The organism is Sorangium sp. So ce362, from assembly GCF_051519845.1.
In the GTDB taxonomy this organism is placed as follows: domain Bacteria; phylum Myxococcota_A; class Polyangia; order Polyangiales; family Polyangiaceae; genus Sorangium.
In genome coordinates, this window is sequence record NZ_CP150332.1 from 9,233,807 (window position 1) to 9,250,359 (window position 16,553).

A 16,553-nucleotide genomic window follows, 5' to 3' on the forward strand; every position below is an offset into this window, starting at 1 on the left:
TCAGGGCTCGGCGCCCTTCGCCGCGGGCAGGGAGGCGTCGCGGGCCCAGTCGCTCCACGAGCCCTCGTAGAGGATCGCGTCCGCGCGGCCGAGCATCGCCAGCGCGAGCAGGTCGTGGCAGGCGGTGACGCCGGAGCCGCAGTAGCAGACGACGGTGCTCGCCTCGATCGCGCCGAGGTCGCGGTAGCGCCGCTCGAGCTCGGCGCGCTCGCGGAAGGGCCCGGCGGGCGCGCGGAGGTTCTCCGCGAACGGGGCCGAGCGCGCCCCGGGGATGTGGCCCGGGCGCGCGTCGACGGGCTCGCTCTGCCCTTCGTAGCGCTCGCGGGCGCGCGCATCGAGGATCACCGCCGAGGGATCACCGCGCAGCCTGTCGACGACCGCCTTGTCCACGACCGTGGCGCCTCCGGCGGCGAGCTCCATCGGCGGCGCCGGCGCGATGGCGGGCACGTCGGTCGAGAGCGGGTGTCCCGCGGAGGCCCACGCCTCCAGGCCGCCGTCGAGCACGCGCCCGCCCGGATGGCCGAAGTAGCGCAGCAACCACCAGAGCCGGGCCGCGATGGCGCCGCCCGCGTCGTCGTAACCGACGACCAGCGAGTCAGGGGCGATCCCGATCCTGGCGAGCACGCGCGCGAACGCCGCCGCGTCGGGCAGGGGGTGGCGCCCGGGGCCTGCCTGCGCCGGCCCGGAGAGGTCGGCGTCGACATCGAGGTGCACGGCGCCCGGGATGTGCCCGCGTGCGTACTCGTCGGCGCCGCGGCGACCGGTGAGGTACCAGCGGCAGTCGACAACGCGAACGCGCGGGTGGCCGGCGTGCGCTGCGAGCCAGGGGACATCGAGGAGGGGGCCGGTGGGCACGGAGAGGGGGGCGCGCATGCAGGGCATGGTAGCAACACACGGTCGGCCGCGGAGCCCGGCGATCGGGAGCCCTGATGGGCATGCGCGGATCGCGCTCGCCCCCGAGCTGGCCACCGCCCGGCGCCAGCGACGAATGCGCCGCTCTGGGCCTCCGCACCGGTCGACGCCACCTTGCTGTTGGGGCGGTGCTCGACCTCCTCCACCGTCTAGAGCATCCCGTAGCCGTCGCGCAGGGCCGAGCGCGCCACGAGCCCACGCCGGTAGATGTCCTCGTTCCGGTAATCGACCTCCTCGACCGACATCGCGGAGACCCCATTCCCATCCTCATCCTCGCCCAGCACCGTCGTCGTGACACGCCGGTACCCGAGGTCCATCCGCTCGTCGCGGTGATAGATCCCATCTCCGTAGGTCTCGATCCGCGTCCGGTACGTGTGCACCCCCTGCGCGCCGCTCACGCCCTCCACCCCGTCGCGCACCACCACATCGCTCAGCACCCACTGGCTCGACGGCATGTCGACCACCGCCGTGCGGTCGTCGCTCTCGTCCACCGGCGCATTCCCGGCGACCTCCCTCGGCACCACCAGGTTGCCCTCGCGCCGGTAGTCGATCTCCACGCTCCCGCCCAGCGGCCGGTGCACCCGCCACAGCAGGTTCGCCTTGCCGATCTCGTTCCTCCGCGTCCGCACCGCGCTGTCGCCGTCCCGCTTCAGCACGTGGTCGGCCAGCCCGTCACCGTCGATGTCCTCGAACCCGAGGTGCGACGCGCCCGTTCCCTCCGAGTAGTACACCGACCCGCCGACGCAGACGAAGTAACAGACCTGCAGCGACACGCTGCCGTCGTGGCTCTCCGAGCGCCGGAAGCCCACCGCGTCGCCGCTCCCCATGAACGCGTACTCCAGCGGATCGAGGTCCACTCCCCAGTCGCCGGCCGGCCAGTGCTCCTCCGCCGCGAACCGCGCGCCGAGGTTCAGCTGCACCCGGAAGAACGCCTCTTCCGGCGCCTTCATCACCTTGTCCGGCAGCCCATCGCCGTTCACGTCCACGAAGTCCACGATCGTGCGCGCCGTCGTGCGCGTGTAGCCGATCCCCGCGCCCACGCTCGCGCTCACCCCGCCGCTGGAGCCGCCCGCGCTCGCCCCGAACCCGATGCTCTGCGCCCCCGTGTCCTCCAGCCGCACCGCCTCCGGGCCCGCTGCGTCCGAGAAGAAGCCCAGCACCTCGCCGAGCGCATCGTTCAGCGCGCCCGCGTTGAAGCTGGCCTTGTTGAACGCGTCCCGCTGCCACGGCACCGGCGCCGTGAACCGGTAGCCCAGGTTCAGCGCCACCGTCATCTGCCCGCTCTCGGGGTTCTGCGCCACCTGGTCGACAAGCCCATCACCGTTGATGTCGAGCAGCTCCACGTGCGCCGCCGATAGCCCGTAGCTCGTCCCGGCGCTGAAGCTCGTGCGCAGGTAGCCTTGCGAACGCCCCTTGCTGTCGGTCTTGTTGAGCGTCTGCTCCTCCTCGTCTCCCGCGCTGAACGTCAGCGACGCAAGCTCGCCGCTCAGCCGCACCGTCCGGTGCTCCACCCGCCGCAGCGCCTCCGGCAGCGAGAACGACGCGCTCGGACCGAACCCCCGGCCCGTGCTCAGCACCACGCCCTCGCGCGTCACCCTGTCCGGGAAGCGGTCGCCGTTCAGATCGACGAGCTCCAGATCCGTCGTCGTGCTGCCGAAGCTATAGCCTCCTCCCACCGGGCCCGCGCCCGCCGTGGTCGGGCGACGCCTTCGCGTAGAACGCGACGTAGATCGGCTCGCCGGCCTCGACCGCCAGGTCCACAGTCATGGGTGCCGCGGCTCCGGCGCTGCTCGGCGCCACGTACAGCTGCTTGTACAGCAGCCGATGCACCCCCTGCACCAGCAGCGTCACCGGCGTCGTCCCCGGCACGAACAGCAACCCCTCGAGCCGCACCGTCCCCGTCGCCGGCGCGATCCAGGGCGCGCGCCGCGTCCCCGGCGTCCACCGCTGCACCGGCATCGTCACGTACGGCTGCTGCTGGATCAGCGCCACCGGCAGCGCCGCGTCCTCGGCCGTGTCGCTGTCCAGCTTGCAGCCGGCGCGGCCGTTCGGCTGCACCCCGCACTGCACAGGCCCGCATCGCCGCTCGCCGCTCTGCCGATCAGCGCGGCAGTACGTCCTGTACTCCACCGCCGGCGCCCAGGCGACGCGCGCCGGGTCGTCGGGCACGCGTGTTGAAGGCCGCTTATGGCGATTCCGGCCGCCGTTGCTCTCCGACTGCGCTGAGGAGAAAACGGTAGAAATCGAACGCTATGCCAACTGGATCGTAAAGCGGTATCTCAAAGCGAGCTCCGGAGCGCAGCCACACGCAGAGCGAAAGAGACACAGGTTCCTTCACTGGAAGTACCAGCCGTGCAACATCGGCAAATTTAAATGACTTAACCTCGGATTCACAGAGAACAGTCAACCCTTCCTCGGCAATTACCAGCGCATCTCTGTCTGAACCTTTGCAGTTTTCGTAGACCCCAACGATTGGACCAGCAACGGGCGGATGCTCATCGTCCCACCAGTGAGGCTTCGGGCCACGTCCGAAGGAGAAATATCGGTCGATTCCCCTTCTACTACCGTCGGAGAGAACCCGCGGCCGCAGGTTTCGGTTGGCATGCATTTCGATTGTTGCCATCAGAGTCCTCCCTCATAGAACATGGTCCCGTTTGGACGCCTTTGGAAACCAAGCTTGGAAAGAATTTTGGAGAGCCTTCCGGTCCGTTCAATCACCGGTGTTGTTTCCACTCGGACACTCGTCGCTCCCTCTGCGCGTGCGGCATCCTGAAGCCGTGACCAGGAGCGCGGCCCCAATCTACCCACCCCTTTCACACTTCCGATATAGTCGACCTTCACGAGAGCACGCCCATCCTTAACACGGAAAGTTCCCTGTATCTCCGCATCTGTCCCCTCGAATCCAAAGTCGGACTGAGTTAGAGCGCGAGAAATCGTCATCCCTCCCTTCTCCGGCTTCTTTGGCGGCTCGGCCGCAACGGCCGCAGGAGGCTTCGGAGGCTCCTTCGCCCCACCCCCACCCGCTGCCGGCGGCGGTGGCGCAGCGGTCTCCTTGGGCGTGTCCTCGGGTATGGGAAACGACTCGGGGGGCTTCGGCGGGTCTCCATTCGCGGCAGCATCAAAGATCAAGTAACCCGCGTAGCCTATGGATCCTACAACGACCGCACCAGCAACGACCAGCTCTCCGACAGGCGTCGGTTCGACCAGTGCCGCTGCAAGCGCCGTGGCAAGGAACTTCCGGGTCGCATCATCGAACTGCCCGGTCGGGTCAACGAGGACCACAGGGTTGTTGCTTGCATACGTGTACAGCCCCAGGTTAATCGGCCTGTACACCCCGCCGTTGATCCTGCCGGCCATGTACTCGGCAAGAACCGGATCCGGGCTCATCCACACCCCGAGCCGCGGCTCGTAGCTCCGCGCCCCGTAGTGGTAGAGCCCCGTCGACAGGTCGAGCTCCTTGCCGGTGAACAGGTACGGCTGCCGGTTCTGGAACTGCGAGTCCGTCTGGTCGGTCCACAGCTCCCCGCTCGGCAGGTACTCGACGTGCTGGCTCAGCTGCTGGTCCTGGTCGGTGACGTACTGCGTGCTCCCGAGGTGGTCCGGGTGGTAGTACAACACCGGCGGCTTCTGGAACCAGTCCGCGTCGATCTTGCTCGCGAGCCGCGTCTCGCCCGCGAACAGGTGCTTTGTCGCCACCACCCCGTTGCGCACCACGAGGTGCTGGTCGACGTACGCCGTCTCCTCCTCGCCGGCCACCCGGTGCAGGTGCACCCGTCGCTCCCCGGCGCCGTCGTACAGCGCCCGCGACATCTCCTGGTTGTTCTCTCTCACCGACACAAGCCGCCCGTCTTCGTCCCAGCTCAACGTGCGCTGCGGGCTGCCCCGGTATCTCCACTCCTTGTGGTTGCCGTTCGCGTCATAGAACAGCTCCCGCAGCCGCGGCTGTGTCTCCGCCACCACGAACTCATCCACCTGGTTCGCCGCGTGCGGCCGCGGCCCGGTGTAGCGGTACTCGTTGCGGTACGTCCTCTCCCGGATCGGCTCCTGCTTCTGCCACTCCCCCGGGGCGCCCCACTTCGGCACGTACCGGGCCACCTCCTGCCCCTTCGTCTTCACGTTCCCGAGGACGTCATACGCGATGTCCAGCGCGTATCCCTGCCGCTCGTTCCCCCGCTCCTGGTAGGTCCCCGAAGCCTCGGTCAGCTGGTAGAGGTCGTCGTACGCGAACCGCTGCTCGGTCGTCGCGACCATCACGGCCCCACCGAGCGACTCGTCGAACGGCGCGTCGTTGTCGAGCGCGAGCACGTTGCCCACGAGGTCATAATCATACCGCAGCCGCTGGAACGCCCTCGGCGGCCGCCCCATCTGCTGCATCTGCGGCGTCCGGTGGTCCGCGTCCACCTCCGACAGCCGCCGCGTCGACGCCTCGTACCGGTACTTCGTCTCGATCCCGTTGCCCGCCACCACCCGCACCCGCTGACCGAACTCGTCGTACCCGATATGCCTCAGGTACTCCGTCGTCATCGGTTCATTCGGGTGCTGCGGATTGACCTTCTGGTTCTCCCCGACCACCGACACCACGGCGCCGCCGCGGTCGTACCCGTAGCGCACGATCTCCTCGCCCGACCCGGGGAAGTGCAGCTCTTGCATCCGACCCAGCGAATCGAACACGTATTTCAGCGTCGCCTCGTACGGTCCCCGGTGTGGCTCGCGCAGCCGCGGGAACTCCGCCACGAGTTCCGCCACATTGCCGAACCGGTCATACCGGTAGCTCCGCGTCCCCGCCGCGCTCGTCTCCTGCTTCATCCGCCCCGCGCGGTTGCCCTGCGCGTCGCCGGCCTCCTCGGCTTCGCCGTACGTGTACACCACGTCCTGCGTCACCGGATAGTCGATCTTCCACAGCCGGTTGTGGTCGTACTCGTACCGGATCAGCTGCCCGTGCAACGCGAGCTCCGCCGTCTGCTTCGCGCGAAGGTTCCCGGCCAGGTCGTACCGCCACTCCGTGCGCCCCGCGTCGGGGCTCACGAGCGCCACCATCCGGCCCGCCGTGTCGTACGTCGCCGTGGTCGCGTTGTTGCGCGCGTCCGTCACCCGCACCAGCTCGCCCACCGGGTTGTGCTCGTACCGCGTCACGATCTGCTGGCCCACCTCGTCGATCGTGTTCCACTCCTCCACCGCCGCGATCCGCCCGCCCACGTCCCGGTAGGTGTTACGCGACTTGCCGTTCGCGTCGATCACCGTCTCCTGGAACATGAGCTGCCCGTCGAGCTGCACAAGGTCGTGCTCGACCCACGTCCGCGCGTACCCGTCCGTCGTATCCGCCTTGGGGTCCGGCATCTCGACAAGCCGCGTCCGCGACAGCACATCGTGCTGAAAGTGCGTGCTCCGCACCATCTCCACCGCCGTGAACGCCGTATCCGGCTCCACGCTGAACACCGGCTGCCCCTGCTCCACCACGCGACCGAGCGCGTCGAACCGCACCGCCCCGCTGACCGTCATCCCGACCTCGGTGCCCGTACCCGTGTCGCGCTCCTGGTCCTTCTTGGTCTGGATCACCCGCCCGAGCCCGTCCGCGAACGTCACCGTCACGATCGGATCGCCCGCGTGCTCCGCGTCCTTGTGGCTCGTCCTCGCCCACGCCGGCAGCGCGGCGGACTGATCGGGCTGGAGCGCGTACTCGAACCCGACCGCCGGCTCGCCTTCCCCGTTGAGGTCTTCCTCGCTCCAGATCTTGCTCGGCGTGCATCCAACCGGAAGCGCCTGCGGCTCGGTGAGGTCGTTCGGTCCCCAGACCCCGGTCAGCCGGCCGAAAGCGTCGTACCGATGGACCATCGTGTGCCCGTTGACGTCGGTCTCCTGCGCCACCGTGCCGAACAGCAGGTTGGGCACCGTGATCGAGCGGTATCCGAAGCTGTCGGTCACGCACGTGCGGTAGCTGCGCGTCAGCGCATCGTAGCCGTAGGTCAGCTTGTAGCTGGCCGGATCGGTGAAGGTCGCGAGGTTGCCCACCTCGTCGAAGCTGAAGCGCCAGGTCGCCTGGTCGCCCGCATACGGTGAGCCGTCCGGCCGCTTGCCCCCGGCGATGACGTTCGTGAGCGTCGCGAGCGCGCCCGTCCCCGGCCAGTACGTCGCCGTGCGCTCTCGCAGCACGCGGCCCTCCGCGTCGGTCGTCCGCACGAGGCTCGGCTTCACGAAATAAGGAGCGTCGTCCTGCTCATACCCGATGTGGTGGTGCACATCGTCCACCGCGCTCCCCTCCTCGCCATAGGAGAACACGTCCGTGAGATTGCCGTCCTCATCATAGAACCGCGTCTCCAGCGCGCTCTTGTGAACCGCCCCCGGGTCGTCCGTGGTCCCCTCGTAGAACGCGCTCGTCCGCGCCGTCTCCCTCGGGAAGAACCACCCGTTCGCCGCGATCTGCCCCAGATCGGGCGGCAGGTGCTCGACCTCCTCCACCCTGTAGAGCATCCCCTCGCCGTCGCGCAGGGCCGAGCGCGCCACGAGCCCACGCCGGTAGATGTCCTCGTTCCGGTACTCCACCTCCTCGACCGCCATCGCGGAGACCCCATCCCCATCCTCATCCTCATCCTCATCCTCGCCCAGCGCCGTCGTCGTGACGTGCCTGTAGCCGAGGTCCATCCGCTCGTCCCGGTGATAGATCCCGTCCCCGTAGGTCTCGATCCGCGTCCGGTACGTGTGCACCCCGTGCGCGCCGCTCACGCCCTCCACCCCGTCGCGCACCACCACATCGCTCAGCACCCACTGGCTCGACGGCATGTCGACCACCGCCGTGCGGTCGTCGCTCTCGTCCACCGGCGCATTCCCGGCGACCTCCCTCGGCACCACCAGGTTGCCCTCGCGCCGGTAGTCGATCTCCACGCTCCCGCCCAGCGGCCGGTGCACCCGCCACAGCAGGTTCGCCTTGCCGATCTCGTTCCTCCGCGTCCGCACCGCGCTGTCGCCGTCCCGCTTCAGCACGTGGTCGGCCAGCCCGTCACCGTCGATGTCCTCGAACCCGAGGTGCGACGCGCCCGTTCCCTCCGAGTAGTACACCGACCCGCCGACGCAGACGAAGTAACAGACCTGCAGCGACACGCTGCCGTCGTGGCTCTCCGAGCGCCGGAAGCCCACCGCGTCCCCGCTCCCCATGAACGCGTACTCCAGCGGATCGAGGTCCACTCCCCAGTCGCCGGCCGGCCAGTGCTCCTCCGCCGCGAACCGCGCGCCGAGGTTCAGCTGCACCCGGAAGAACGCCTCTTCCGGCGCCTTCATCACCTTGTCCGGCAGCCCATCGCCGTTCACGTCCACGAAGTCCACGATCGTACGCGCCGTCGTGCGCGTGTAGCCGATCCCCGCGCCCACGCTCGCGCTCACCCCGCCGCTGGAGCCGCCCGCGCTCGCCCCGAACCCGATGCTCTGCGCGCCCGTATCCTCCAGCCGCACCGCCTCCGGCCCCGCCGCGTCCGAGAAAAAGCCCAGCACCTCGCCGAGCGCATCGTTCAGCGCGCCCGCGTTGAAGCTCGTCTTGTTGAAGGCGTCCCGCTGCCACGGCACCGGCGCCGTGAACCGGTAGCCGAGGTTCAGCGCCACCGTCATCTGCCCGCTCTCGGGGTTCTGCGCCACCTGGTCGACAAGCCCATCACCGTTGATGTCGAGCAGCTCCACGTGCGCCGCCGATAGCCCGTAGCTCGTCCCGGCGCTGAAGCTCGTGCGCAGGTAGCCTTGCGAACGCCCACGGCTGTCGGTCTTGTTGAGCGTCTGCTCCTCCTCGTCTCCCGCGCTGAACGTCAGTGACGCAAGCTCGCCGCTCAGCCGCACCGTCCGGTGCTCCACCCGCCGCAGCGCCTCCGGCAGCGAGAACGACGCGCTCGGACCGAACCCCCGGCCCGTGCTCAGCACCACGCCCTCGCGCGTCACCCTGTCCGGGAAGCGATCGCCGTTCAGATCGACGAGCTCCAGATCCGTCGTCGTGCTGCCGAAGCTATAGCCTCCTCCCACCGGGCCTGCGCCCGCCGTGAGCTCCGCGTTCCACGTCTCTGCGTAGCGCACGCTGCCCCGGTGCCGCTGCCCCGACAGCCGCCCCACCACCGACGGCAACACCCGCTCTCCGCCCACGAACGCTTCCGACGCCGCCGCGCCCCAGATCGGCGCGCCTTCCTCCGGCGAGAGCGGCACCGCGAGCGTGAAGCCGCGCTCGGGGTCGCGCGTCGGAAACAGGATGTTCGCCTCGGAGAACGCGCGGTCTCCGTTCATGAAGCCGATCGACCAGCCGCGGAACCCCCCCGCCGTCGGATCCTGCGGCGCCCCGTCGACCAGCGCCTCGGACGCCGCGTCGGGCACGAGCCGGGCGACCCACACCGGCGCCCCATCGATGTTCGCGTTGCCCGGGAGCGGGATACCCTCGGGCGCCGCCTTCGCGTAGAGCGCGACGTAGATCGGCTCGCCGGCCTCGACCTCCAGGTCCACCGCCACGGGCAGCGCGGTTCCGGCGCTGCTCGGCGCCACGTACAGCTGCTTGTACAGCAGCCGATGCACCCCCTGCACAAGCAGCGTCACCGGCGTCATCCCCGGCACGATCAGCAACCCCTCGAGCCGCACCGTCCCCGTCTCCGGCGCGATCCAGGGCGCGCGCCGCGTCCCCGGCGTCCACCGCTGCACCGGCATCGCCACGTACGGCTGCTGCTGGATCAGCGCCACCGGCAGCGGCGCGTCCTCGGCCGTGTCGCTGTCCAGCTTGCAGCCGGCGCGGCCGTTCGGCTGCACCCCGCACTGCACCGGCCCGCACCGACGCTCGCCGCTCTGCCGGTCAGCGCGGCAGTACGTCCTGTACTCCACCGCCGGCGCCCATGCGACGCGCGCCGGGTCGTCGGGCACGTCCGACTTCACCCGGAACCACAGCCGATCGCCCTCCTTGACCCCAATCAGCCCGTTTGCATCGCCGTGCAGCCGTCCCGCGAGCGCCAGCACCCCGGCCTCCGCGCTCACCACCTCCTCATCCATGACGCTGTAGAACGCGCCCTCGCTCTCCCGCGCGATCGACACCCTCAGCTGATCGCTCGTCGACCCTTTCACCAGATCGCCCGTGATGCTCACGACGCCGTCCGACGACGCCACCCACGGCACCTCGGGCCGCCCTCCGAGGCGATGGTCCTCCCTGTACTCGAATCGATGGATGGGCCGCCCGTCCGGCCCCACCTGCCCGAGCAGCTCCTCGCCGACCTCGTAGGTGATCGACGGGCTCCACGACAGCAGGTCGGATGTCGTGTTCACCGCCCGCTCCGGGTCGATCTCGGGCGTCGCGCTCACCCGGAAGTAGAGGCGATCGCCCGCGAGCACGTGGACCGAGAGCGCCGCGCCCCCGCAATCGCCCGCGCCGATCGCGCACGGCCCGAGCTCGTCCGGACCGAACACGTGGCCGAACAGCGGCGGCAGCTCCCCGTTGCGCACCAGCTCCACGCGCAGCCCGTCGCCCCCCGCCTCCTGCTTCTGCAGCACGCCCCCGATGCGCACGTCCCCCTCGAACGGCGCGATCCACCGGAGCATCGGGTCCGCCGGATAGAAGTCGGCGCGCGACGCCAGCGCGAAGTCCGGGCGGCCCGACGGCGCGCTGACGCCGGCGGTCCCCCAGTCCTGCACGCCCAGAAACCCGCCGCGTCGATCGTTGATCGCGACCTGGACCTGCCCGAGGTCCCCGACCGACACGAGATCAGGGAACCCGTCGCCGTCGAGATCCGACGCGACCCGCTCGTCCTCCGCCCGGCTGCGCGTGTACGCCGCCGACGCGCTGAGCGCATCGCCCACGTTGATGCCCGCGTGAATGCTCCATCCCGAGGTGTCCGTCAGCCCGAGATCGCCCGGGTCGAGCCCGCCGAGGTGGAACGGATCGAGGTGATTCTCCCTGGGAAGGCGCAGCAGGTTGCGCAGCGCGTCCCCGCCGTCGCCGACGAAGTCGGGCAATCCGTCGCCGTTGAGGTCGAGCAGGCTGGCGCGCGTCGTCTGGTCGCCGCCGTACCCGCCGCCGCCCACGCTCACGATGCCGAGCAGCCCCACCGACACGCTGCCGCCGAAGGTCGAGTCCTCCGTGCGCGACAGCCCGTTCTGCGACCCCACCTGGCCCCACGTCACGGCGTCGGCCGCCAGCGCCCCGGGCTGCCCCGACGCCGTGCGCGGCGCGGTGAAGTACTCGAACGTGTGGCGATAGAGCTCCTCGCTCGCGAGCGTCCCCTCGCCGTCGCGGCTCCCCTCGCCCGAGACCGCGATCGCCTGGAGCAAGCTCTTGCCGAAATCTCCTCGGGTGTATTCGAGCGCGTAGCTGCGAATGATCGTCTCGCCGAACCGCACGTCCACGCGCTGGAGCCGCTCGCTTGTCTGCTCCAGGAAGCCCGGCCTGCCGTTCAGCATCCCATCCGGGCGCCCGTCCTCCGAGATGAAGTCGACGGCATACGCCGCCTCGACGCCCTGCGACGTGTTGGCCGTGTACTCGATGCGCTCGGGGTGCACCTCGATGTGCGGCGCCGGGCCCGCGGGCTCGACCCGATGCGCGTAATGGAAGAACATCTGGTTGCCGAACGGGTCGCGCACCTCTTCCAGGTACCAGCGGAACACGTTGCGCGGTCGGCCCGGGTCCGGATCGTCGAGCCGCGCGGTCGCGCTGCGCCCGTAAACATACGTCGTCCCGCTCCTGTCCGTGACCTCCCAGAAGTAGCTGTCGGGCCCGGTCCCGTGGCGCACGATCCGCGCGAAGCGCCCCTCCACCCGCTGCCGGTAGACCTGCGACGCGCTCGACGCGCCGCCCACCGGCACGAGCTCGCTCCCGTCGAGCGCATACCGCTCCTCCTCCGTCGCGTACGTCGGCACGCCGAAGCGCGCGTCGATCTCCACCCGCGACAGCCGCAGATCCCAGCCCACGCCGAGCCAGCCGTTGCGGTGCTCGCTGTCGTAGCGAATGGCGAGCGCCGGCTGGAGCCCGTTGCGCCCCGGCGGGACCTCGATCGGGTGGCTCAGGTGCGCCGAGCCGCTCGAGCTCGCCTCCGGCGGCGCGATGAGCGTCACCCCGGCGAGCGGGCTGCCGAGCGCGAGCCCCTTGATGCTGCTCGGATCGAACGAGCGCGCCCCCGGCGCGTCGGGCATCGCCAGCGTCGCCCCGATGAAATCGGTGAAGTGGTCGGTCAGGCTCGCCAGCTTGCCCTCCGCGGCCACGCCGGCCCGCTCGACGCCCTGCCAGCTGCCGAGCGACTCGTCGAAATAGAAGCCCGTCACGTGCTGCGCCGTCATCCCCGGTGGAATGGCGTGCTCGTCATAAGGCAGCGTCAGCCGCACCGGCTTCTTGAACCTGAGGCCGTGCGGCCCGAAGCGATAGGCCCTCCCTCCGGGCGTGACGTTGACCATCGCGCGTCCCATCGGCCGCACCTCGCCCTCGGGCAACGGCCGTATCGTGATCCGCACCGGCTCGTCCACCGCGCCCTCGGGGATCTCCAGGACAGCCCCCGCGAACGCCACCACCCGCGCCTTGTCGGGGAGCACCATCTCGCCATGGGGCGCCCCCACGTCCTCGACCAGCGGCGCGTCGAACCGAGGCCCCAGCAACAGGCCCCCTGCGCCGTCGCTCGGCAGCCGCAAAGGGATCGCCGACAGGGCCACCCCGCCGCCCGGAGGCGACAGCGGCAACAACAGCCGCGGCTCCGGAGGCCCGGCCAGCGCAATGCCCTCGTGCCCCCGCCCGAGCAGCAACATCACAGCACAAAACACCACGAGACGAACAAGCCAGCGCGCCTGTCGCATTCGAGATCCCCCCCACGCAACGTCTGTTGGTTGGCGCACAGAGATCCACGGCCGGACACACCGTGTCAATACGTACCTGGCGAAAACAATAAAAGCGCGCCGCCGTCTTCTATGGGCGCCAGCCGCCTCTTCCTCCCGTGTGCGGGACCGCTGCTCGGCGCGCCGGCGGATCCAACCGTCACGCGATAGGCGGCAGCTCAGGCTCGCTCGGCGCCTGCGCCGGGGCCGGCGTGGCCGGCGCAGCGGGCTCGTCCTCGCCCGTCTCCGGGTTCACGTCGGCGATCGCGCGCCGCGAGCGCAGGTATTGCCCGATCGCCTCGTTCTGCTGGAGGATCGGCGCGAGCAGCGCGAGCCGGGCCGCGATCCCCTCCCGCGTGCGCGCATGGTGCTTGCCCAGGAGGATGGCGACCGCCTCCAGCAGGAGCCCCTGCCCTTCGGCGCGCGCGGCGCGCACCCGGCCCCAGTCGATGAGCGACGGCGGCGACGCCTCGAGCGCGTCGCGGTACTGGCCCGCGAGCTCCGCGAGGCGGGTGACCAGGCGGCCGAGACCGAGCTCCTTCGCGGCCGGGGCGAGCTCCCCTTTGAGCAGGGCGACGATGTCGTCGACGGCCGCGAGCTCATCGACGTACGGAAGCGACGTAATCGCCTGCACGCTCACAGGGAAGAGCGGTTTCAGGAACGCCGCGACCTCCTTGTGGATGGGATCGTCGGGCGCGGCGCCCTGCGTCTGCGCGACGACATGATCGCGGATCGCGCCGAGCGTGCGGTCGACGAGCGCGTCGATGCGCTGGGCGGCGGGGTTCGCCCCCGTCGCCGCGGGCTCGCCGGCCCAGCGGCGCTCCAGCACGCGCGCGGCGAGGTCGTGCTCGATCGCGACGTCGCAGTGCTTCACGAGCTCCGTGAAGCGCTGCTCCTTGGCAATGGCGCGGACCTGCCGGAGGGCGAACAGCCGGCGACCGGTGGTGAAAACATACAGGTTGAAGATCGATTCAAGCGTGGCATCCATGGAATCCTCCCTTCGGGCGAAGGGAGGAACTTACAATGATGGGGGCCACCGCCGGCAAGGAGAACTCGATGGCTGGCGGGCGGATAGCACGAAATCGACGCACGGGATCCATCGCGGCAGCGCCCCGCACCGTATCCGGCTGGCAGACGAAGGATCCGTCTTCGATGTGACGACCAGCCCGGAAGACGCTCGTTGCGAGGTCGCCGCATGCGAGACGCGTCAGGCCCTCGACCGCGCCTCGTCGCGGGGATTCGCCCCCCCTCTCGCCTGCCCTCCTGCCTGGTCGCTGGGGGGCTCGGCCCCCCTCTCGCCTGGCCTCCTCCCTGGTCGCGGGGGGGTGCGGCCCCCCTCTCGCCTGCCCTCCTGCCCGATTGCCGGGGGGTTCGGCCCCCCTCTCGCCTGGCCTCCTGCCCGATTGCCGGGGGGCTCGGCCCCCCTCTCGTCTGGCCCTGCACCCGATCTCGCGGGGGTCAGCCGCCATCTGGCCTGGTCTTGCGCCCGATCGCCGGGGGGTTCGACCCTCCCCCTCCCGGCGTCCTTCGCTCCTTCGCCCCTGACCTCCTTTCGATACCGCCCGCTCGACTCGCACGCGCCGCCGCGCTCGCCTACAGTCCGCAGGCCAGCGCGACCGGCCACGTGCCCCCACGGGAGGCGACCCTTTGAGCCCCATCCTCTCTCTCTGTGAAGGCTATCGACTCGATCTCTCCGACTACGCGCGCACCGGCCTGCGCGTCGGCATCTGGGCCTCGTCCGGTCGCGGCAAGAGCTTCGGCGTCGGGGTCCTCTGCGAGGAGCTGCTCGCGGCCGGCGTCCCGGTCGTCGCGATCGATCCCGAGGGGGAGCTCTACACGCTGCGGGAGCGGTTCCGCCTGCTCGTCCTCGGCGGCGCCCACGCGGACTTGCCGCTTCCGTCCAGCGAGCGCGCGGCGGAGCTCGCGCTCGCGCGGGTGCTCGACGAAGGGCTCGGCCTCGTCGTCGATCTGTCCGACCAGCCGACCAACCGCGCCCAGCAGGAGGCCGCGCTCCCGTTCCTCGAGCGGCTCTGGGCGCTCCTGTCCGAGCGCCGCGCGCCGGCGGCCGTCGTTGTCGAGGAGGTGCACATCTTCGCGCCTCAGTCGGGCGCGTCGCTCACCTCGGACATCCTGCACCGCTTCGCCAAGCAGGGCCGCAAGCGCGGCGTCCTCCTCGTCGTCGCGAGCCAGCGCACGCAGGCCGTCTCGAAGGAGCTCATGAGCCAGCTCAACTTCCCGGCGATCGGCGGCTTCGAGATCGAGCGCGACTACGACGCGGTGAAGGCGCTCGTCGACGGCCACACGTTCGAGGAGTTCCGCGCGCTCCCGGCCGGCCAGTTCTTCCTGCCCGCCGCCGGGCGCTTCGAGCGCTGGCGCGCCCGCCACACCGCCCACGGCGGCGACGCGCCGAGCTGGACCGGCGAGCCCGGCGGCGCGCCGCGGATCGCGGACTCCACGCTGAGCACGCTCATCGACGAGCTCCGCGAAGCGCTCGCGGACGAGATCGCGCGTTCGCGCGCGCCGGATCCGAGCGCCGCGCTGCGGGCCGAGATCCGCCGCCTCAAGCAGCAGCTCGAGCAGGCCGACGAGGCGCGCAGGGCAGCCGAGGCCGAGGCCGAGCGGCTGCGCACCGCGCTGCAGGTCGCCGGCGTCGTCAAGGTGGTGATCCAGAACGAGATCGTGGTGCGCGCCGGCCAGAGCCACGAAGCGCGCGCACAGCCGGCGCCCGCTCCCGGCGCGCACGCGGCGCCCGCTCCCGGCGCGCCGAGGGACCGCGTCCCGGCGTCGCTCGCGGCCCCGCCCGCGCCGGCGCCGGGCGGCGTGGTCGTGAAGGTCGCCGCGAGGCCGGCCTCGCCGTCGCTCCGGGATCTCGCGATGCCGACCGGGGCGTTGCTCGAGGCGCGCGGCGTCAAGCGGATGGTGAGCGCCGCGAGGAGCCACGCGCAGCGGCGATCCCCCCGCTCGGCGGCGCACGTCGCCCTGGCCGCGAAGCTGCTCGCCGGCGGCGCGGCGCTGACCGCGGAGGAGCTCGCGGCGCGCGGCGGCTCGCGCAGCCAGGTCGAGATCCGCCGCGCCGCGCGCGCTCTCGCCGCGCTCGCCCGCGCGGGCTTCGCCTCGGTCCAGGGCGGCCGTCACGCGCTGAACGAGGCGGCCGTGCTTCGCGCGCTCCAGATCGGCTGACGAGGCTATGCTGCCGGCATGAGCGGCGTCGCGAAGCAACTCGCCAGCAAGCCCGCCACGCTGGAGGACCTCCTCGCCCTCCCCGAGGAGGACCGCCGTCACGAGATCATCGACGGGGAGCTCGTCGAGAAGGGAGCGGCCACCGGCGAGCATGGCGGCGCCCAGGCGGACCTCGTGACCACCCTCAACCGCCGCTTCGGCCGTCGCCCTGGGGGACGCTGGCCAGGCGGCTGGTGGTTCGCCACCGAGGTCGAGATCTCCTTCACCTCGGGCCAGGTGTACCGCCCCGATGTCGTCGGTTGGCGCCGCGAGCGCGCGCCGCAGCGCCCCACCGGCGTCCCCGTCACCCTTCTTCCCGACTGGATCTGCGAGATCCTCTCGACGAACCGGCGCAACGACCTCGTCAAGAAGAAGCGCACCTACCATCGATGCCAGGTGCCGCACTATTGGATCATCGACCCGGCGGAGGAGACGCTGGCCGTCCATCGCTGGGGGCCGGATGGCTACATCGAGATCCTGGCGGCGCAGCGGGGAGAGATCGTCCGGGCAGAGCCGTTCGACGCCGTCGCGTTCCATGTCGGCGTGCTCTTCGGAGACGACGAGCCGGAGGAGTAACCCCGCGTTCGAGGCAGCGCGCGACGCGCTCCCTCACGCCGACGCTC

The 16,553-nt window shown here is 70.7% G+C and carries 8 protein-coding genes; 2 read left to right on the forward strand and 6 right to left on the reverse strand.

The window, feature by feature from the left end:
• The 6 genes from WMF17_RS35590 to WMF17_RS35615 all read right to left on the reverse strand — a co-directional run bounded on the left by WMF17_RS35590 (position 1) and on the right by WMF17_RS35615 (position 13,699).
• Positions 1-873, reverse strand: coding sequence for a sulfurtransferase (locus WMF17_RS35590; RefSeq protein ID WP_437597817.1), 873 nt, complete (start codon positions 871-873; stop codon positions 1-3).
• A gap of 188 nt (positions 874-1,061) precedes the next feature.
• Positions 1,062-2,588 carry a toxin TcdB middle/N-terminal domain-containing protein gene (locus WMF17_RS35595; protein WP_437645474.1) on the reverse strand — a complete coding sequence of 509 codons (1,527 nt, stop codon included), beginning with the start codon at positions 2,586-2,588 and terminating at the stop codon, positions 1,062-1,064.
• Complete coding sequence (locus WMF17_RS35600; protein ID WP_437645476.1) at positions 2,572-3,081, reverse strand: hypothetical protein; 510 nt, start codon at positions 3,079-3,081, stop codon at positions 2,572-2,574. Before WMF17_RS35600 ends, WMF17_RS35595 begins: the two co-directional genes overlap by 17 nt.
• Positions 3,082-3,097: 16 nt before the next feature.
• Positions 3,098-3,535, reverse strand: a complete 438-nt coding sequence (locus tag WMF17_RS35605) for a hypothetical protein (protein WP_437645478.1) — start codon at positions 3,533-3,535, stop codon at positions 3,098-3,100.
• A complete protein-coding gene (locus tag WMF17_RS35610) occupies positions 3,535-12,645 on the reverse strand; it encodes a SpvB/TcaC N-terminal domain-containing protein (protein WP_437645479.1) in 9,111 nt (3,036 codons plus the stop codon). Before WMF17_RS35610 ends, WMF17_RS35605 begins: the two co-directional genes overlap by 1 nt.
• A gap of 226 nt (positions 12,646-12,871) precedes the next feature.
• Entirely contained in the window at positions 12,872-13,699 is an 828-nt protein-coding gene (locus WMF17_RS35615; RefSeq protein WP_437597821.1) for a hypothetical protein, read from the reverse strand.
• A 659-nt stretch (positions 13,700-14,358) separates the two neighbouring features.
• Here WMF17_RS35615 and WMF17_RS35620 point away from each other — a divergent pair.
• Together WMF17_RS35620 and WMF17_RS35625 are read left to right on the forward strand one after the other, a co-directional pair.
• On the forward strand, positions 14,359-15,891 hold the full coding sequence (locus tag WMF17_RS35620) for a helicase HerA domain-containing protein (protein ID WP_437597822.1): 1,533 nt from the start codon (positions 14,359-14,361) through the stop codon (positions 15,889-15,891).
• 18 nt (positions 15,892-15,909) lie between these two features.
• Entirely contained in the window at positions 15,910-16,506 is a 597-nt protein-coding gene (locus WMF17_RS35625) for a Uma2 family endonuclease (RefSeq protein WP_437597823.1), read from the forward strand.
• Positions 16,507-16,553: the final 47 nt, after the last annotated feature.